Origin of the sequence: Campylobacter sp. P0085, assembly GCF_002139495.1 — a bacterium.
Classification (GTDB): Bacteria; Campylobacterota; Campylobacteria; order Campylobacterales; family Campylobacteraceae; genus Campylobacter; species Campylobacter devanensis.
The window spans coordinates 136,798-156,994 of the sequence record NZ_MJKB01000005.1; the positions used below are offsets into that span (position 1 = coordinate 136,798).

At 33.9% G+C, this 20,197-nt stretch carries 20 protein-coding genes; 2 read left to right on the plus strand and 18 right to left on the minus strand.

Annotated features, from left to right (window positions below):
* Positions 1-46 precede the first annotated feature (46 nt).
* From CIGNP85_RS06900 to yajC, 14 genes are read right to left on the minus strand one after another with little or no spacing between them, the layout of a single operon-like run.
* On the minus strand, positions 47-715 hold the full coding sequence (locus tag CIGNP85_RS06900) for a 3-methyladenine DNA glycosylase (protein ID WP_086287629.1): 669 nt from the start codon (positions 713-715) through the stop codon (positions 47-49).
* A complete protein-coding gene (locus CIGNP85_RS06905; RefSeq protein WP_086232739.1) occupies positions 702-1,451 on the minus strand; it encodes a DUF815 domain-containing protein in 750 nt (249 codons plus the stop codon). The genes CIGNP85_RS06900 and CIGNP85_RS06905 overlap by 14 nt, the downstream gene beginning before the upstream one ends.
* Positions 1,451-2,089: a putative metalloprotease CJM1_0395 family protein gene (locus CIGNP85_RS06910; RefSeq protein ID WP_086287631.1), complete on the minus strand. Its 639-nt coding sequence runs from the start codon at positions 2,087-2,089 to the stop codon at positions 1,451-1,453. The genes CIGNP85_RS06905 and CIGNP85_RS06910 overlap by 1 nt, the downstream gene beginning before the upstream one ends.
* Entirely contained in the window at positions 2,086-5,034 is a 2,949-nt protein-coding gene (mfd, locus tag CIGNP85_RS06915; protein ID WP_086287633.1) for a transcription-repair coupling factor, read from the minus strand. The genes CIGNP85_RS06910 and mfd overlap by 4 nt, the downstream gene beginning before the upstream one ends.
* On the minus strand, positions 5,015-5,434 hold the full coding sequence (locus CIGNP85_RS06920; RefSeq protein WP_086224802.1) for a bactofilin family protein: 420 nt from the start codon (positions 5,432-5,434) through the stop codon (positions 5,015-5,017). The genes mfd and CIGNP85_RS06920 overlap by 20 nt, the downstream gene beginning before the upstream one ends.
* Positions 5,383-6,276, minus strand: a complete 894-nt coding sequence (locus CIGNP85_RS06925) for a M23 family metallopeptidase (protein ID WP_086226267.1) — start codon at positions 6,274-6,276, stop codon at positions 5,383-5,385. Before CIGNP85_RS06925 ends, CIGNP85_RS06920 begins: the two co-directional genes overlap by 52 nt.
* Positions 6,266-7,435 carry a Mur ligase family protein gene (locus CIGNP85_RS06930; protein WP_086238708.1) on the minus strand — a complete coding sequence of 390 codons (1,170 nt, stop codon included), beginning with the start codon at positions 7,433-7,435 and terminating at the stop codon, positions 6,266-6,268. Before CIGNP85_RS06930 ends, CIGNP85_RS06925 begins: the two co-directional genes overlap by 11 nt.
* The gene (locus tag CIGNP85_RS06935; RefSeq protein WP_086287635.1) at positions 7,435-8,964 is read right to left on the minus strand and encodes a diguanylate cyclase domain-containing protein; all 1,530 of its coding nucleotides are present in this window, start codon (positions 8,962-8,964) and stop codon (positions 7,435-7,437) included. Before CIGNP85_RS06935 ends, CIGNP85_RS06930 begins: the two co-directional genes overlap by 1 nt.
* Positions 8,945-9,484, minus strand: a complete 540-nt coding sequence (lptE, locus tag CIGNP85_RS06940) for an LPS assembly lipoprotein LptE (protein WP_086244194.1) — start codon at positions 9,482-9,484, stop codon at positions 8,945-8,947. The genes CIGNP85_RS06935 and lptE overlap by 20 nt, the downstream gene beginning before the upstream one ends.
* A gap of 1 nt (position 9,485) precedes the next feature.
* Complete coding sequence (gene leuS / locus CIGNP85_RS06945) at positions 9,486-11,918, minus strand: leucine--tRNA ligase (RefSeq protein ID WP_086287638.1); 2,433 nt, start codon at positions 11,916-11,918, stop codon at positions 9,486-9,488.
* Positions 11,919-11,927: 9 nt separating this feature from the next.
* Entirely contained in the window at positions 11,928-12,266 is a 339-nt protein-coding gene (locus CIGNP85_RS06950) for a DUF6394 family protein (RefSeq protein ID WP_086226273.1), read from the minus strand.
* Between the two features lie 9 nt (positions 12,267-12,275).
* Complete coding sequence (gene secF, locus CIGNP85_RS06955; RefSeq protein WP_086287640.1) at positions 12,276-13,250, minus strand: protein translocase subunit SecF; 975 nt, start codon at positions 13,248-13,250, stop codon at positions 12,276-12,278.
* A 1-nt stretch (position 13,251) separates the two neighbouring features.
* Positions 13,252-14,835, minus strand: a complete 1,584-nt coding sequence (gene secD, locus CIGNP85_RS06960; protein WP_086233715.1) for a protein translocase subunit SecD — start codon at positions 14,833-14,835, stop codon at positions 13,252-13,254.
* A complete protein-coding gene (gene yajC, locus CIGNP85_RS06965) occupies positions 14,822-15,112 on the minus strand; it encodes a preprotein translocase subunit YajC (protein WP_086224811.1) in 291 nt (96 codons plus the stop codon). The genes secD and yajC overlap by 14 nt, the downstream gene beginning before the upstream one ends.
* On the opposite strand from yajC, the gene CIGNP85_RS06970 reads away from it, so the two are divergent.
* Positions 15,085-16,350 carry an apolipoprotein N-acyltransferase gene (locus tag CIGNP85_RS06970; RefSeq protein WP_086287642.1) on the plus strand — a complete coding sequence of 422 codons (1,266 nt, stop codon included), beginning with the start codon at positions 15,085-15,087 and terminating at the stop codon, positions 16,348-16,350. The two genes, yajC and CIGNP85_RS06970, sit on opposite strands and share 28 nt — an antisense overlap.
* A gap of 125 nt (positions 16,351-16,475) precedes the next feature.
* Positions 16,476-16,688 carry a hypothetical protein gene (locus CIGNP85_RS06975; protein ID WP_086252347.1) on the plus strand — a complete coding sequence of 71 codons (213 nt, stop codon included), beginning with the start codon at positions 16,476-16,478 and terminating at the stop codon, positions 16,686-16,688.
* Between the two features lie 67 nt (positions 16,689-16,755).
* On the opposite strand, the gene CIGNP85_RS06980 is transcribed toward CIGNP85_RS06975, so the two are convergent.
* Genes CIGNP85_RS06980 through CIGNP85_RS06995 form a run of 4 tightly spaced genes read right to left on the minus strand, consistent with a single transcriptional unit; the run spans position 16,756 to position 20,149 of the window.
* Positions 16,756-17,451, minus strand: coding sequence for an ABC transporter ATP-binding protein (locus CIGNP85_RS06980; RefSeq protein ID WP_086224814.1), 696 nt, complete (start codon positions 17,449-17,451; stop codon positions 16,756-16,758).
* A complete protein-coding gene (locus CIGNP85_RS06985; protein ID WP_086224815.1) occupies positions 17,448-18,212 on the minus strand; it encodes an ABC transporter ATP-binding protein in 765 nt (254 codons plus the stop codon). Before CIGNP85_RS06985 ends, CIGNP85_RS06980 begins: the two co-directional genes overlap by 4 nt.
* Positions 18,209-19,252, minus strand: a complete 1,044-nt coding sequence (locus CIGNP85_RS06990) for a branched-chain amino acid ABC transporter permease (RefSeq protein WP_086232727.1) — start codon at positions 19,250-19,252, stop codon at positions 18,209-18,211. The genes CIGNP85_RS06985 and CIGNP85_RS06990 overlap by 4 nt, the downstream gene beginning before the upstream one ends.
* Positions 19,253-20,149 (minus strand): branched-chain amino acid ABC transporter permease, encoded by an 897-nt coding sequence (locus CIGNP85_RS06995; RefSeq protein ID WP_086224817.1) that lies wholly within the window; start codon positions 20,147-20,149, stop codon positions 19,253-19,255.
* Positions 20,150-20,197 lie beyond the last annotated feature (48 nt).

Genomic DNA, 20,197 nt, shown 5'->3' on the forward strand with positions numbered 1-20,197 from the left:
TATTGTGAATTTTAATTATAAAGATAGAAATTGATTTAAACGCTATCTAAATAGCAATCTCACTAAATAAACTCAAAGCAAAATCATCAAATTTAGCCCCTTTTAAATGGCTTTTACAAAATTCCACAATAACCCCATGATAACGACAAAATAGCTCATTATCGCCTATATCACCAATTGCTTTATAAATCTCATCTCTATCGATACTCTCTAGCCACTCCCTAGCCTCTTCATAGCTTTCAAATTCATATCCTAAAGCACTTAAAATCCTATTAGTATAGCTATCTACGACCATCACATCACGCCCACAACCAAAGCACAAAATAGAATAAACACTCTCAAGTCCTAAGCCCTTTTGTGCTATGAGCCATTCAAAGCTAACGCTACTAGCAAACTCATCAAAATTACCAAATTTATCTATAATTTTATTACAAAGCATACTAAGCCTTTTGGCTTTGGTATTATAAAATCCGCTCGGCTTAATAAGTTCGCTTAAAACTTCGATATTCAAATTTGCGATATCTGATAGCTCTTTAACCCCATAATCTCTTAAATTGGCTAAAGATTTTTCCACGCTTGACCACTTAGCATTTTGAGTCAAAATCGCACCCACTATAACCCAAAAGCTCCCATAATCTGGCCACCAATGTCTATTTAACTCAAAGTCAAACTCGCAAACCCCATCAAGTGCCAAAAATAGCTCAACACTTCTCAATATCGTCCTTTATACTTTGCCAAAATTGCTTAGCATTTCTTGCGCTTCTTACACCCTTACTAGCTGCAAAAGCAAGCGCTTGAGTTTTTAGGCGATTTTTATCTATATCACACCCTTTAAAAAGATTATAAACAATATCCATATACTCATCTACGCTAAGCTCATAAAAGCTAATATGCAATCCAAATCTATCAGCTAGGCTTAAATTTTCTCTACTATTTTCTTTTTCGACGATATAATTGTCGCTATTTGGGCGGCTTCTTACTAAGTGCTTTAAATTGCTTGTAGCATAAAATATTGCATTACTTGGCGGAGATTCAATCGAGCCTTCTAAGAGGCTTTTAAGCTCAATTAGGGCCTTATCCCCATTTTCAAATCCAAAATCATCACAAAAAATTATAAATTTATACTTTTTCTTATCTCTTATTTTATCAAGAATTTTATGCAAACTTTTTAACTCTCTAGCACTTATCTCGATTAAACGCAGGTTTTTATCCATAAATTTACAAAATATTCCACGCACTAAACTAGACTTTCCACAGCCTCTCTCGCCCCACAAAAGCGCATGATTTATCACTCCGTGCTCAATAAATTTAATTGTATTAAGCTCAAGCTGTTCTATTTGACTTTGCAAATTTACAAAACTATCAAGTTCAATTTTAGCAATATCTCTAACCGGTCTTAACTTGCCATCTCGCACGAGTGCTGCATAGGTATTTCTCCATTTTATTTTCATTAAAATAATCCTATTACTCTAGAGCTATAATCATATTGCACATATGGATTATTTTTATTTTGATAAATATGTTGAATTAAATTTGACTCGTTTTGCTCAGATTGATTCTTATTACTTTGAGTTTTATCATCACTTTGCTTATCTTGCTTTTGCTCTTTTAGTAATTCATTTTGAATTTCAATCTTAGCATCAATCTCCATATTTGTAGCTGTGGCTGCTACTTGAAGATCAGCTGAGCTTGGCTGGGCTGGTGCTAGGGCTGCTCTTTTGATTTGGGCGGCCTTTTTTAATGTCTCTTCTGGAGTTTTGCCTGGTGATGTATCTATGCCAACCTCACCACCTATAGCATACATCTTATTATCTGGGCCTCTTTGGTAGCTATAACTAGCCCCAGTAGTTAGTCCAGCTCCTGCTGACATGTGAGCAGCTTCATGATTGCGAACCTCTATATCTCGCTTTTGAAGTTCTATTACTTGAAGTTTTTGCTCTTGACTTAGCTCATGTTTATATCTTTTTTTTAACTCTGCTTGAGTTTGATTGTTGTGCTTATGGCTCTCTTGATCACCTGTTTTTGCATCAGCTTGTTGATTATCTACCATATAATTTGGCTGGTAGTATGAAACACTTGAAATCATCATCTATTTTTCCTTAAATAGCTCAAAATTTCAGCCAAGACATCGTCATCATCTTTGCTTGGCGATTTCAAAGCAACTTTTGTTCCAGCAATTTTGGTTAATGTTATATTTTGTTCATAGTTGCTAATATGTTTAAATTCTTGTTTAGCAGCCATAATTTTAATAGCAATAATATCTAAAAATTGCTTAGTATAAACATCAAGCTTACCAAATCTATCCTCAATCTCACCGCCAATCTCATAAACTTCGCTTACCTCAGTACATTTACTAAGTCGTCTATAAAGTTCAAGTCGTAGCCTATCTTCAGCAATTAATTCACTATTTAAAAATGCATTTACGCTTAGTTTTATATCGACTTGAGTATCGTTTTTATTATCTTTATTTAAAAGTAAATTTATCTCATCTTCGAGCATTTTAAGATATAAAGAGTAACCAATAGCTTCTATATGGCCACTTTGTGCCTCACCAATTAGATTTCCTCCGCCTCTAATTTCTAAATCATGATAAGCTAATAAGGCGCCACTACCTAAGAATGAATTTGATTCTAGTGCTACAAGTCGTTTAATCGCTTCATCGCTTAAACTCTGCCTATCTTCAACCAAAAAGTAGCAAAATCCCTGCTTAGCACCCCTACCAACTCTACCTCGTAGCTGATGCAAATCTGCAATACCAAATTTATTAGCTTCATCTATTATTATAGTATTTGCATTTGGCAAGTGAATTCCACTTTCTACAATACTAGTACAAAGAAGCAAGTCATACTCACCATTAGCAAATTTAATCATCTCATCTTCGCTAGTTTTAGCATCAATTTTACTATGAAGAGTTAAAATTTTTAAAGTCGGCACAATCTGCTTTAGCTCACGCTCAATACTAGGCATATCAGCAATTTTATTATGAAGATAAAAAATTTGCCCAGCACGGCGAATTTCACGCATTATAGCCTCTTTAATTAATCCTTTATCCCACTCTTTAACAAAAGTTCTAACATCTAATCTATCAAGTGGTGGCGTTGTTAATGTAGAATAGCTTTTTATGCTACTTAGCGCCATATTTAGACTTCGTGGAATTGGTGTAGCTGACATTGATAATAGATGAGAATGCTCACTAAATTCCTTTAGTTTCTCTTTTTGCTTTACGCCAAATTTATGCTCTTCATCGATTATTATCAGTCCTAAATTTGCACTTTGTACACTAAGCAAAGCATGCGTTCCAATTACTACAAGTGGTTTGCCATTTTGCAAATCAGCTTGCAAGCGTGATTTATCTTTTGTGCTACTAAATCTATCTAGTCGTCTTACATCAATATCAAATTTACTCAGTCTCTCTTGTAAACTTTTGTAGTGCTGAGCACAAAGTAAGGTAGTAGGCACAAAAAATAGCGCTTGAAATCCACTCTTAACACAGGCAAATATCGCATTCATAGCAACTTCAGTCTTACCAAAGCCCACATCACCGCTTAAGAGCATATCCATAACCTTACCGCTTTTTAAATGGCTTAAAATGCTATTTATAGCTCTATCTTGGTCACTAGTGTAGCAAAAGCCTGCTTCCATTTGAAATTTAGCAAATTCAGCTGTATTGGCTTCTATTTTAACACCTTCGATTAACTCACGCTTTGCTGCTAAAGCAATAATTTTACTAGCAATGATAAAGAGTTTTTCTTTGACTTTTTGCTTAAGCTTTGCAAAACTAGCCTTGCCAAGCTTATCTAGGTTAACTACTGCTCCACTTCCAGCGATGTATCTATCTATCATATCAAGATGCTCTGTTGGTAAAAGCAATCTATCATCATTTTGATAAGTTAAAACAACAAATTCTTTGCTACTACCAAGCACTCTTATTAACTCCAGACCAGCAAATTTACCAATTCCATACTCGCTATGAACGACAAAATCTCCAATCTTTAACTCATCTAAAACAATACTAGCCTTGCGTCTTTTTTGACGTGAAATAGGCTGATTTAGGCTAATTATAAGCTCATCTTTGCTTATTAGATTTAGTATTAAGTCACTTTGAATAAAATTTAAATTTAAATTAATATCAAGCCCCAATGCTCTAAAAGCACTCTTATTAGAGCTTAAAATATCTATTTTTTTATCTTTGTGAAAATTAATTAGTTCATTATTTATCTTGCCTTCAAATGGCCTATATGATTTTGCTAAAGGCAAGATTGTTACCGCCTCAAGAGCACTTATATCCATCTCGCACTCATCAAAATCTATATCTCCATCACGCACAGCCTCAAACTGTTCTAAATAATTTATAAATCCATCAATTACCCAAAATCCAAACGAATTTAGATCATGCGTAAGAGAATTTGACTCTATATGCTCAGCACTCTTTAATGCATTCTTAAATTCAGTCTGATCAAGCGCAGCCACATATGGAGTAATAGTGATGCTTTGTTCATCTTTTATACTTTTTTGCGTAGCTGGGTCAAACCTACGAATACTCTCAACTAGATTAATATCAAGCAAAATTCTACACGGCCACTCATCAGCTACGCTATAAATATCAATAATATCTCCGCTAATCCTAATCTCTCCCCTACTTTCGACAATATCAACAAAAGTATATCCATAAGCTAGCATTTCGTTTTTAAAACTATTTAAATCAATTGTATCGGCAAAATTTATATTTTTTACTCTTAATTGATTAGCGCTTGGTAATTTATGTAGGATTGTTCGAAATGGAGTTATTAAAAGTTTATTTGAATTAGAACTTTGCCAAAAGCTGCTTAAAGCTTTACTAATATCTAAAAGCTCACTATTAAACGCCCGTAAATCATCGCCTCTTTTAGCTCTAAAATCAGGCAAAACAAAACACTCACGCCCAGCATAAGTCGCTGCTGCGTAAGCCTTAGAAGCGCTCTTATCGTCGCTTACTATTAATATTTTAAATTTATCCCTATGAGCTTTAAAAAACTCATATATCTTTGCTTGCACCACTTTCCTCTGTGTCAATTATCTCAAAATTCTCTAGCGATTGCATTGAATTTGACTTTTTAAGAGAGCTTTTACCATCAAATTTACCACCATTTTCTATGCTAAAACTACCTGAACAAATATCACCTAACACAAATCCACCACTTAAAATCTCCACTGAATCTGCATCTACATTGCCTTCAAAAATACCATTTACTACAATTTTATTAGCTGATATTATTCCTGTAACCTTACCATTTTTACCAATTACTACTGTGTTATTTGATTTTATCATACCATCTACATGACCTTCAATATATAAAACTGAACCGCAGGCTAACTCGCCTTTTATATATGCGCCTTCTGATATTATGGTTGTTTCAGAGTTAAATTTGCTACTGCCTTTACCAAAGACTGCCATGTTACTCGCTTCTCCTTTTCAAATATTTCTTCATAGTTTTTTCGACTCCAATTGATAAAATTTATCGGGTCAAGTGGCCGCTGTACAAATCTTATCTCATAGTGCAGATGCGGACCTGTACTTATACCAGTATTTCCACTATAGCCTATTAGATCGCCCTTTTTAACAAACTGTCCCTCTTTTACCACATCTTTTCTAGATAGATGGGCAAATCTAGTCTTAAAGCCAAAATTATGCTCTAAAACTACTAAATATCCATATCCGCCAACTACATTAAATCCCGCCACTTGTACCACTCCATCTGCTGGAGCATACACTGGAGTTCCAATTGGCGCTCTAAGGTCAATTCCTTGGTGAAGATGCTTATGCCCTAACACTGGATGAGTTCGCCAACCAAATGCTGCTGTAATACCGCCATCTTCTATTACCTTGCCATTTGGAATCATTGAAAATATTATATTTTGTTGCTCAACAGTAAGCTTAATCTGCTCTAATCTATCATCAATTGTAGTACTATTTGAGTCATCATTTAGCCCGATTTGCTCTTCTAAAAATGAAATTTTATCTTCTATAGCCATCAACTCCTCTTCTTTGGTTGAAAGCTTTTGTTTTATATTTTCATACTCTATATTTAAATTTTTACTACTACTTATTAGCTCCTCTTTAGTCTCTCTTAGAACATTTGTCTCATCTTGCAAATATCCCATATATAGCCCACCAAGAACAAAAATAAGCAATAAAACCGCAACAACATATATAAAAATTCTCTTTAAAACCTGGCTTAATAAATAATTTCTAGAGCCATTGACATCAGTTATAGTAACAACAATCTTATCTTTCAATCTCTTCCTTAATGAAGTTTTCTACTAACATAAATGAACCAAAGACTAAATATTTCTCATTTTCATCTAAATTTGTAAACTCGCAACATGTAATACCAAGATCTTTGGCAATTTGAGTTATCTTATGTGTAGCTAATTTTCTACTATAGCTTTTATAATTATAAATATGGATTTTACCAATAAAAGGCTTTAAGCTTAATAAAACGCCAAAGATATCCTTATCATCAAAGGCATTATATATTAAATTTACCTCTCTCCAACCTATATTTTGCAAATTTTGAGCTATAGCCTTAGCAGCGTGAGCGTTATGTCCAACATCAATTATAAGATTTGGCTTTATTTTTTCACATCTGCCACGCAAAGTTAAGGCGCCTAAATTTGATATGATTTGGGCTAAATTCTCTATATTTAAAATATTGGCTGCATTTACTGCTAAACTTAAATTTGCTCTTAAAAATTCTGGTAAATTAAATTTAATAGCATAATTTTGAATCTCTTTAGCATAAATTTCACTTTGCTTTATTAATCTTACACTTTTTTGCTTAGCGATTTGATTTGCTAACTCCATACAGGCAAACTCACTACTAATTAATGCTTGATTTTGCATTGAATTAAGTTTAGTTTTAGCAATTTCTTCTATCGTACTACCAAGCATATCAATGTGATCTAGACCAATAGGGGTAAATATACTAAGAGACTTATCAAAGGCATTTGTCGCATCATATTCTCCGCCCATTCCAGCCTCTAAAATTAAAAAATCATACCCCTCAAAAATTACCCCAGCCATCAATGTTGCCCACTCAAAGTAGCTTAAACTCTCTACTATTTCACTAGTATTATTAATTAAACTAAAAATCTCTAAAAGTCTATTATGAGCTAAATTTAATCTAAATTTATCAATTTCTTCAAAACTACTATAAAATCTCTCACTAAAATCAAAAATATGCGGACTAGTATAATGTCCAACTTTTTTACCAGCCCCAGCTAAAATTTGAGCTAAAAATCTACCTGTACTTCCCTTGCCATTTGTGCCTACTATATGGATTATAGGTGGTAAATTTAAGTGTAATTTAACTAAATTAAATATCCTAGGAAATCTAGTATAATCAATCTCATCATAATATAATGGCTTTTTATTTAAAAATGCTTCATAATCCATCAAAGTGCTCGTATACAATTTATCCCCTCATTTTTAGCTGTTTGCAACCCTAAATTTACCCTTTGTAGCATCTCATTTTGACTATTGCACTCTGAGCGTGTAGCAATTCCACAACTTGCACTTACTATTATGTGCTCATCTTTATATCTAAATTTACACCCACTAATATCATTTATCATAATTTCAGCTAACCTATTAGTAGCATTTTTATCTAAATTACCTACTAAAATCACAAACTCATCCGTATTTGTTCTAGCTATAAACTCTCCATTTACACAACGATTTTGTACGATTTTAGCCATTGTAGATAAAATTGCATCTTTGGCATTTGCTCCATATTTTGCTTTGATTTCATCTAGTAAATTTATCCCAATAGCTACAATGCTATAATCAACACCATACTTTACTCTAGCCTCTTCGATATTAGCAAGTTCTATCTCAAAGCTATTTTTATTATTAACTCCTGTTAGCTCATCGGTCTTACTTTGCTCCATCATCTCTTCAAGCTCTTTTATACGCTCTTTTAATCCATTAATTATCTTGCTATCATCGCTAAGCTTTAACCCCATAGCCGAAATTTCACTACGAAGTGAATTTGATGTATTTTGTAGTTTTTGTCTAATAGCATTATATTCATCATAGCTAGTTATGCTATTTATCTCAAAAATCGCACCATCAAGACTGCTGCCATTATCTAAAAGAGTATTAGCAAAATCTTGAATTTGTTTATTTAAATTGTTTAAAATCTCATCTAAGGCGCTAATTTTTTGTTTTATCTCATTTTGGTCTAATCTTACACGCTTTAAAATACATTTTTTAATATCTTCTTCCATAGCTTGACTAGTTAATAAAGCAGGATTAGATCTTAAATGCTCACTTACTCTAGCTATATCATCATCTGCACCAGGCGCAATAGATGGTACAAGAGCAGCAATTAATAACTCGCAGTAAGATAGATATTCTAAATTTTTCTCTTTAGTTTTATATTTAAATTTCTCAATTTTAGAAATTATGGTTTCTATATCATCACTTTGTTTGATTCCATATTTTTCAAGTCGCTTGATGTAATTAGTATCAAAATGGCTAACAAACTCAAACCATCGGTCTCTGATTAAATTTAAATTCTCAACATTAATTGTTCCATTTAGCATAGAATAGCTTGAATTAGCTAGTTCTTTAGCCTTATTATTGTGCATTAAATTTATAGCATGCAACACTCGTTTTAAAAGCATTGTCTGGGCTTGACTGATTTTAGCTATATCATTTAGATTAGCACGATTTAACCTAAAACAGATAAAAGCAAAAAGCTCATCAATGCTTTTTACATTTATCTTTTTTATCTCATCTTGGTAACTCTTATCTAAGCGAGCAATATAGCCTTCAAGTCTCTTGCACTCATTTACACTCAGTCCTCGCCTAGCTGCAGCCGCACAAAATAACTCATGATAGTTATCTGGAGTTAGAATAATATTCTTATCACTCGCCTCCTTAAATACATCTTTGATAACCTCAGAGATTAGGCTTGCCATTTAAAAGACCTTGCATAGCTAGCTTACTTACAAACTCGTCAAAACACTGCAAAGATGCATTTGTAATAGCATCAAATCTCTCATTATCGCTAATAACACTATCGGTAAATCTTCTATCATTTAGTCGCTTTGTAACTCTAAAATCATAATCTCCGCTAGTTAAAATACTCTTTATTGAGCCATCTTTTTGCTTTAATCTATATTCCATTACTAAATTTGCTTTATATGCTGTAGCATATCCAAATTGATCATATGATATAGCTGAAAATGTAAGCGATTTAATAGAAGCTATTATTATGCTATCAGCCTCATTTTTATCTACTAAATTTACACCTAAGCGCCTAAGCATTGCTGATTTTATACCATCTTTGATAACCACAGTACTCTCAGGATCAGTTTTACTAATTATCACATCAACCCAAACGCTGCTTCCTATAGCATCTCTAGCTGCCACGCTAGATGGTTTGTAGCCACAACCTGCGATAAAAAACGCTAGCAATAAAATGGCAATTAATCTCACTCTATCCCTTTATGACGATATTTACAAGCTTATTTGGCACATAAATTTCTTTTATAATCTCAGATGAGCCAATCCACTTAGATACAGCGATTTTGGCTTGATTTATGATCTCTTGATCGCTTAAACTCTTATCTATCTCTATCTCGGCTCGTCTTTTGCCATTTATAGTGATAGCTAAATTTATAGTATCACTCTCAAAAACTTCACTTTTAAGCTCGATTTTTCTAAGATTTTTAAGTCCAAATAGCTCGCTACTAAGCTCCCAAGAGACATGCGGGATAATAGGCTCAAGCAAACTTAAAATTATATAATACCCCTCCGTCCATATATCTTTGTTTTGTTGAGCATTTAGGGCATTTAGAGCCTCCATACAAGCAGCGATTAAGGTATTAAATGTAAAGCTACTCTCAAAAACCTCGCTTGATTTTTTAAGTGCTTCATAGACTTTTAGCCTTGCGTATTTCTCATCTTTGTTTAAATTTGAGTGATTTATAGATGGGATTTGCTCTGTTTTATAGGCATTTACACTTCTATCACAAAGCCTATTTATAAACTTAAAAGCACCCTCAACAGCGCTATCATTCCACTCAAGCTCCTTTTGCGGTGGTGCTGCAAAAAGTATAAATAGCCTTGCGGTATCAGCACCATATCTATTAATAATCTCATCTGGATCAACTGTATTTCCCTTGCTTTTACTCATTTTAGCGCCATCTTTTAAGACCATACCTTGAGTTAATAAACTAGCAAAAGGCTCACTATCACGCAAATAACCAAGATCTCTTAAAACTTTTTGAAAAAATCTAGCGTATAAAAGATGAAGTATAGCGTGTTCTATCCCACCGATATATTGATCTACACTCATCCAATAATCAACACTTTTTTTATCAAAGGCTACTTTTTCCCAAGTTTTCTCATCACTTGCATATCTAGCAAAATACCAGCTACTTTCAAAAAATGTATCCATAGTATCGGTTTCTCTTTTAGCTTCACCACCGCATTTAGGGCATTTACACTTTTTGAAATTTGGATGCTTGTCTAGCGGATTTCCCTCACCTGTGATACTCACATCTTCAGGCAATAAAACAGGTAAATTCTCAATACTCTCGCACACAACTCCGCATTTATCACAATGCACTATAGGGATCGGCGCACCCCAATATCTCTGTCTAGAGATACCCCAATCTCTTAATTTGTAGTTTGTAACCTCTTTACCGCTACTGCTATTTTCAAAGTAATTTATGATAGTTTTATTGGCCTCATCATAATCCATATTATTTATCATATCTGAATTTATATGCTTGCCACTCTTTTGAGTATATGGCAACTCATCGCACTCTATTATCTTTTTAATAGGTAGATTAAATTTAATAGCAAACTCATAATCCCTCTCATCATGAGCAGGCACCGCCATCAAAGCCCCATGACCATACTCAGCCAAGACGAAATTCGCACACCATATCGGCACTAGCTCTTTAGTTATCGGATGGATAGCATTAATGCCTAGATAGACCCCATCTTTATCGGCTATTTGGCGCTCTTTTGGACTTTGATTTAGCATAAATTTGATCTTATCTTTTATCTCTTTTGGGGTATTATCACTATTTAAAATCTTTTTTGTAAGGCTATGCTCTGGCGCTAAAGCACAATAACTAACTCCATAAATAGTATCAGCCCTAGTAGTAAAGACCATAAATCCATCTTCACTAGCAATCTCCTTGCTACGATCATCAAGCTTAAATTCAAACTCAAGCCCACTACTTTTACCTATCCAATTCTCTTGCATAGTTATAACTTGATTTGGCCATTTACCATCTAAATCTTTTAAACACTCCAAAAGCTCATTAGCATAATCTGTAATTTTAAGATAATATCCTGGCATCTCTTTTTGGATTACATCGTGGCCACATCTCCAGCATTTGCCATCTTCTACTTGCTCATTTGCCAAAACTGTTTGGTCATTTTCACACCAATTTACCACAGCGGATTTGCGATATACTAAGCCTTTTTCATACATTTTTATGAAAAACTCTTGCTCCCATCTTGTATAGAGTGGATCACTAGTAGCTAATAAGCGATTTTTAGAAAAGCTTAACCCCAAGGTATCAAGCTCTTTTATCATATATTCTATATTTTCATATGTCCATTTTTTAGGATGAATTTTATGCTTTATAGCAGCATTTTCTGCTGGCATACCAAAGCTATCAAAACCCATTGGTTGAAGAACATTAAACCCCATATTTCTATAATACCTAGATAGGGCATCACCTATAGCGTAGTTTCGCACATGCCCCATGTGAAGTCTGCCACTAGGATATGGAAACATAGATAAAATATATTTTTTAGGTAAGCTATAATCATCTTTTGGCTCGCTATAACCGCTATCTCTCCAAGTAGTTTGCCATTTATACTCTATATCTTTAGCTACATATTGCATTATCTATCCTTAAAATTCATCTCTAGTTTTATACGCTTCTATCAATATCAAAATAATAGAAAATATATTTGCCAAAATCGCACCTATAACTAGCGTATATACCATACTTTGGCTATAGCCAGTTATTAGCAATACAAAAGCAGGAATTAGGTGTAAATCAGCCACCAATGAACTAGCAAAAAGCTCCGCTGCGAGCAAATTTCTTACTCCTACTTTCAATAGAGTTGAGATCAAATTTATACTAGCAGCGATAAACAGAGCCACAGCACTATCTTCAAATAAAAACCCAGCCGTAGTAGTCAAGCTCATAAGTGCAAAAAATGTAAATATAACCTTACCCCAATCCATATAAACTCCTTATAATCTACCTTTTTCATACATAGCGCGAATTTTCTCTTTCTCTTTTTTTCTTAGCTCCTTAGCAACAATCAACGCTCTATAACCCTCAACACTAAATCTAAACCAACTTAGCATAGGTGCTGCTATAAAAACCGAGCTTAGAGTGCCGATTAAAATTCCAATTATCATAATAGTAGAAAATCCATGTATCATATCTCCACCATAGAAAAATAGGGTAATCACCGCTAAAAGAGTAGTCACAGAAGTCATCAAAGTCCTAGAAAGAGTAAGCGATACAGACTCATTAATCACCCCAAATAACTCTATAAATTTACTATCTCTAATCCTCTCTCTAATCCTATCAAATATAATAATAGTATCATTTAGAGAGTATCCTAAAACAGTTAAAACCGCCGCTAAGGTATCTAAATTCACATCAATACTAAGCAAACTAATAGCCCCAAGCACGATAACTACATCGTGAATTTCACTAAATATAGCTGCTATTGCAAATCTCCACTCAAACCTAATACCGATATAAACAAGTATCAAAATAAGCGAAACAACAATAGCCATTATACCTTTTTGCCTTAATTCACTACCGATTTTTGGCCCTACTACATCAACTCGGCGAATCTCAAATTCCCCACTACCTTTAAGCATATCAGCCACAAAATCCCCAGGATTATTGCCTAAGCTATCACTAGTTGTGGTATATCTAATGGTGATTTCGCTAGCTGAACCAAACTCTGTGATACTAGCATTTTTCAAAATTTCATTACTAGCAAATTTCTGCCTAATCAAATCTATTGGCGCATCCTTATCATGATATTTAACCTGAATTAGCGTCCCACCAGCAAAGTCAATCCCATAATTTAACCCCTTGGTAAATAAAAGCGCAATAGAGCCAAAAAACAGCACACCACTAAGAGCAAACATCACCCATCTAATGCTCATAAAATTATATATTTTACCCTTATCAAATACCTGCATTTTAGCCCCTTTTAATCCTATAACCAAACCACAGCACGCTACTACCCTTTTCTATCTTGCGACTTAAAAACTCAAACATCCCATGGGTACCTAAAATCGCCGTAAGCATAGAGGCTACAATACCTATACTCATAGTTACAGCAAAGCCCTTTACAGGTCCAGTGCCATAAGCATATAGAGCAGCTGAAGTTATAAGCGTGGTTAAATTCGAATCCACGATAGCACTCATAGCATTTTGATAGCCCTTTTGGATACAAGTGTGGATATTGTGACCCTCTTTTAAAAGCTCTCTAATACGCTCATTTATAATCACATTGGCATCCACGGCCATACCGATAGTAAGCAAAATACCAGCCATACCAGGAAGTGTAAGCGTCGCACCAAATAGCGCCATAACCGCTATAAGTAGCACTATATTAACAACTAAAGCGATATTAGCCAAAACTCCAGCTAGACCATACACCATAACCATAAATATCAAAACCAAAATAGCACCCACAGATAGCGCCACCATACTTTGATCGATACTTTGCTGACCTAGGCTTGGGCCTATGCTTCTTTTCTCTTCTAAATTCACAGGAGCTATCAATGCCCCGCTTCTTAAAGCTATAGCCACATCTCTAGCCTCTTCTACACTAAATCCACCACTTATCTGACCGCTTCCGCCGCCAATTCTCTCATTAATAGATGGAGCTGAATATACTCTATTATCTAATACTATAGCAAGTCTTTTACCTACATTTGCTCCAGTAAAATCCCCAAATATCTTAGCGCCTTGAGCATTTAGAGTAAAATTTATAATTGGCATATTTGTTTGATTATCAAATGCCACCTTAGCATCTACTAGCATACTACCATCTAAGATAGGAATTTCATTAACTAAATACTTATATCTTGGATTTCTAGCATCGCTTAATAATAGATCTCCATAAGCTGCGGCCTCATCTTCGTTCATAGTTTGAGCCATATCTTGGCGTTTTTCATCCACTGCCATGAGCTGTAAATGCGCTGATTTGGCTATCAAATCCATGGCTCTTTGCTCATCGGCTGCATTTTTAATACCAGGAAGTTCAACTAAAATTTTATCTTCACCTTGCTTAATCACCGTAGGCTCAGCCAAGCCAAATTGATCTAAGCGATTTCTGATAGTCTCTACTGCTTGATCTACTGCGTATTTGGCTGTGTCGATCTTCTCTTGCGGGGTGAGTAAAATTCTGTAATTTAGCTCATCTTTTTGAATTTCAATACCACTGATTTTAGATAAAATTCCATCTAATTTCTTGATATCATCACTATCTAAAAGAGCTATACTAATCCCGCTCTCATCGGCTTTTAATCTATCTACTAAGATATCATTTTTATCAGTATCGTATTTGATAGCTGAAGCTATTGATTTGATTTTAGATATTAAAGCTGCGTCTGTTTGGACGCTTAATAGCATATATAAACCACCTTGTAAATCAAGCCCTAGGCTTACCTTTTTACCATTTTGACTATCAGTAAAGCTTGGTATAGAAAAAAATATACCAAACACTAAAGCAAGGATAAAAACTATAAGCCTATAAGTTACCCTACTTCTCATCACTTGACTCTATTTTGTCTAATTTTTTGGCGACAAAATTTCTATCAATGCGGACAATTACATCATCATTAAGTTTAACTTTGATAAAATCATCTTCTGGTTTTACCACTTCGCATACTAAGCCTCCATTTGTGATGATTTTATCACCTTTTTGGAGATTTGCTAGCATATTTTTATGCTCACGCTGCTGCTTTTGCTGTGGTCTAATAACCAAAAAATAGAATATTGCAAACAATACAACAAGAGGTAATAATGAAGTTAGCATTGAATTTTCTGCCATGTAAATCCTTTAAGAAAAAATTAGTTGCCTATTTTACATTAAAATTTATAATAAAAGGCTTTATGATCTCTATTTTGCTATCCCTTTTTATATTTTTGGATCTACTAAATTTAAAATATATAGCAAATTTAGGGCTTTTAAGTGCGATTATAGGTTTATATATCCTTTTAAAAAGCGATAGAAAAATTTGGTTTTGGAGTGGGTTTTTTATCGGATTATTTTGGTTTTATTGGATTAGTTTTAGTTTGATTTATTATAATTTTGGCTATCTTATACCTGTTGAAATTTTGGGAATTTGCTTAATATATGGCTTTATATTTTTAGCTGTTAGTTGGCTAGAGAGTATCTATATCAAGGCTATTTTCTTGCTATTTGCTAGTTATGTGACACCTTTTGGCTTTGATTGGTTGAATTTTGAATTGATATTTGTCGATACACTTTTTAAGCCTACTATTTATACTCTTGCTTTGGTGCTTATATCTATAATTATAGCTATTAAATTTAATATATATATTGGTATCTCATTGCTTATTTGCTCTTTAGCGATTAATTACAACTATAAAACTGAGTCTAAAAGCCTTCCTTTTGATATCTCACTTATTAGCACAAATATTAGTCAAGATAAAATCTGGGAACGCTCTACAAAAGATAAAATTGTAAAAAGCAATCTTGATATGATTGATCAAGCTATAAGTGATGGCTCTAGAATTGTAGTTTTACCTGAGAGTTCATTTCCACTATTTTTAGATCATAGTGAAATTTTACTTAGCGTTTTAAAACAAAAATCATATCAAATCGCCATCGTAGCTGGAGCTCTAGGAGCTAATAATAATAAGATATACAATTCAACCTATCTTTTTGATAAAGGGGAAATAAAAAGACTTGACAAGCTAATATTAGTGCCATTTGGTGAAGAGATACCACTTCCAAATTTTATTAAAAATTTAATAAATGAGATATTCTTTGATTCAGCCGTAGATTATAGTCATGCTAATAGCGTAAGTGATTATGAGATAGATGGAGTCAAGATACGAAATGCTATCTGCTATGAAGCTACCAAAGATGAGCTATTTAAGGATAATCCTAAATTTATGATAGCTATTAGCAATAATGCGTGGTTTAGCCCATCTACTCAGCCAAATTTACAAAGCAAACTACTAAAACTAAAAGCATATAAATACAAAACCACAATCTATCATAGTATAAATGGAAGCCCAAGCCAGATGATTACTCCATAAATGTTACTATAAGTAACTTTTAATTACTATTTTATAATTTTTATTTTATAATTTTTATTTTATAATTAAATTTTAATAATTTAAATTTTTTATATAGCAAACATAATTAAATTTGGCAAAAAGTTTTGGTTGATATAGATTTAATGAGCAGTGTTGCAGCGATTAAAGATCTATTTGTAGTGGTTGAAAGTCAAGTAAAACTTGGTGGTATCTATGAAGTTGTTGAAAATAATGAGATTGAATTTGGTATAAAAGGCGACTACCAAACAACTGGTATAGAAGATTATGATAACATACTTAACTATGGTGTATATGTAGGATATAACTATAAATTTTAATAAAATGGGCGAAGAAACTCGCCCTAATTTATACTTAAATTTACTCTAAATCTATCTAAATTTACAATTATGCACCAAGATATCTTTTGCGAATTTCATCATTGCCTATCATATCTTTTGATACACCTTCCATAACGATATGGCCATTTTCTAATACATAGGTATAATCACTAGTTTTAAGGGCTAAAAATGCATTTTGCTCAACCAATAATATAGTAATACCCTCTTCTTTAAGCCTCTCAATAATATCAAAAACCTCGCCTACAATCTTAGGAGCAAGGCCAAGGCTAGGCTCATCAAGCATTAAAAGCTTTGGCTCACTCATTAAAGCTCTAGATATAGCTAACATTTGAGCCTCTCCACCGCTTAGAGTTCCAGCAAGTTGATCACGCTTTTGCTTAAGCCTTGGAAATAGATCATACATAGTCTCTTTTAAATGCTCATAGTTTTCATCATTATTAAAAGCACCCATTTTAAGATTTTCTTCTACGCTTAGATTTATAAAAACTCTTCTGCCCTCTGGCACTAAGGCTATACCTTGCTTTACGATTGTGTGAGTCTTGTGTCTGCTAGTATCATAGCCTAAAAAATTTATCTCACCACTTCTTTTGACTGAATTTATAAGCGCATTTAGAGTGCTAGTTTTGCCTGCGCCATTTGAGCCGATTAAGCTTACTATTTGACCAGTTTGCACAGAAAAGCTAATCCCCTTTACAGCCTCAATCATTCCATAATATACATGCAAATTTCTAACATCTATCATTGTATAAAATCCCCTAAATAAGCACTTATAACATCTTCGTGTTTTACCGCATCAGCTGGCGAGCCAGTAAAAATCACCCTACCATAATCAAGCACCAAAACCCTATCGCAAAGATGATTTACAAATTTCATATCATGCTCAATTAATAAAATAGATAACCCATCAGTAGCCCTAAGATCAAATATCAAATTTGCTAACTCATCGCTCTCGCTAGGATTCATACCAGCTGCTGGTTCATCTAGTAAAAGTAGTTTTGGATTAGTTGCTAACGCTCTTGCTATCTCTACTTTGCGCTGCGTTCCGTAACTTAAGTTTTTAGCAAATTCATTAGCATATCTAGCAATACCTAAACGCTCTAAAATTGCCATAGCGCGCTCTTTGGCTATTCTTTCAGATTTAGCAAATCTACCAAGATGCAAACAAGCTTCTAAAAAACTATATCTTGTTGAGCTATTTAAGCCGATTAATACATTTTCTAAGACAGTAAGAGAACCAAAAAGACGAATATTTTGAAATGTTCTAGCAATACCTAAATTTACAATTTTATTTGGCTTAATTCCATTTAATCTTTTGCCATCAAATTTGATCTCACCACTGCTTGGCTCATAGGCTCCAGTAATTATATTAAACATAGTAGTTTTTCCAGCCCCATTAGGCCCAATAAGCCCAAAAATCTCTCCACTTTTTACACCAAAGCTAGTCTCTTTGATAGCCTCTACACCACCAAAATTTTTACAAATTTTACTTAGTTCTAATATCATTTGCGTCTACCTCTAAATAGATCCCCTAGCTCCATCTGCCCCATAATACCCTTTCTAGCAAACAGCATTACAAAGATTAATACTAATGAGAATACAACCATTCTAAGCCCTGGGTAAGCCTCAGTTTGATAGCCAAAGATATTCATAGGCTCATCTAAAAATCTTAGCCACTCACTACCACCAATTACTAACACTGTACCAATAATAGCTCCAGTAGTACTACCAAGTCCACCAAGCACTATGATAATAAGCAGTAAGAATGTAAACATAAATGTAAATTGATCAGGACTAACACTACCTAATAATCCAACTAGTAAAGCTCCACCCATACCTTCAAAAAATGCACTTACACAAAACGCTGTAGTCTTAGTAGCAAAGGTATTAATCCCCATAGCCATAGCTGCGTCTTCATCATCTCTTACGGCTTTCATAGCACGGCCAAATTTAGAATATACTAAATTTAAAATTACAACAGTAGCAAAAATAGCTAGTCCACCACTATAAAAAATATTTGTAAAGCGACTTAAATCTCCATTACTATCAACTCTCATAACCTCATTTAAGCCAATTGAACCATTTGTAAAGGCAGGGAAATTTACAGCTAAAAGTTGAATTATAAAACCAAACCCCAAAGTAACAATAGCCAAATAATCACCCCTAACTCTAAATACAGGCATAGCAAGCAGTAAAGCTAAAAGTGTAGCACAAACACCACTGATAAACATTGCTAAAATAAAATTACTAGTATAAATAGCTAAGATAATATTTGATGGCTCAGCTGCATCAAATTGATATAGCTTAGAATCAGCATTAAGAAGCAAAATAGCAGCTACATAAGCCCCAACAGCCACAAACCCATTTGGCTCAAGACTAAATTGTCCAGTAACTCCATTTATAAGATTATAGCTAATAGCAAGAGTAATAAATATAGCAATATTATTTACAATTCCTAAACTATACTCGCCTAGATACGCATCACAGAAAAATAAAAACCCAATTGCTAAAATAACAGCTAACCAAAATTTAAATCTACTTGCCATCTAAAACCTACTCTTTTCAAAATTATATCCCAAAATTCCAGTTGGTTTAAATAGTAAAACCAAAATCAAAAAGATAAATGCAAAAGCATCTTTAAACCCTGCAAGATCTGGAAATAGCGCCACAGCAACAACCTCTGTAAATCCAATAATAAATCCGCCAAGCACAGCTCCGCCAACGCTACCAATACCGCCAAGCACCGCAGCGGCAAAAGCCTTAAGCCCAATTAATACGCCCATTAATGGATCGATACTAGGATAATTAATAGCCCAAAATACACCGCCAATGGCAGCAAGAGATGAGCCAAGTCCAAAAACAATAGATATGATTAAATTTGCATCAATTCCCATTAAATTAACTGTACTAATATCAAAAGCAAGCGCTCTAATTGCTATGCCATATTTTGTTTTATAAAGCACATACAACACTATCATTAATAAAAATATTGTAATTACTGGTACAAAAATAGCACTAACTGGCAATGTAATCGCACCAATACTTACTACTTGTTCAAAAAACTCAGGTACATTAAATGATCTAGGTGTGCCACCAAACACTACTTGAAACACATTTTCAAGTAAAAAACTAATACCAATAGCTGTAATTAATAGTGAAATTCTAGGAGCTGAGCGAAGTGGTTTATAAGCAATCTTATCAGTACAAACACCAAGAAGTGCCGATACAACAACTGCAAAAAGTAAAGCAAATCCAAAAGGAAGTGCCATACTAGTCATACAAAACAAAGCCACATATGCCCCAACCATCATAATATCGCCATGAGCAAAGTTGATAAGCCTTAAAACACCATAAACCATAGTATAGCCAATAGCTATCAAAGCATACATGGATCCAAGACTAAAACCATTTACCATCTGCTGTAAAAATAGAGTAATATCCATAAATTTCCTTCTACATAAACCTAATATTGTGCCAAAAACTACTAAACT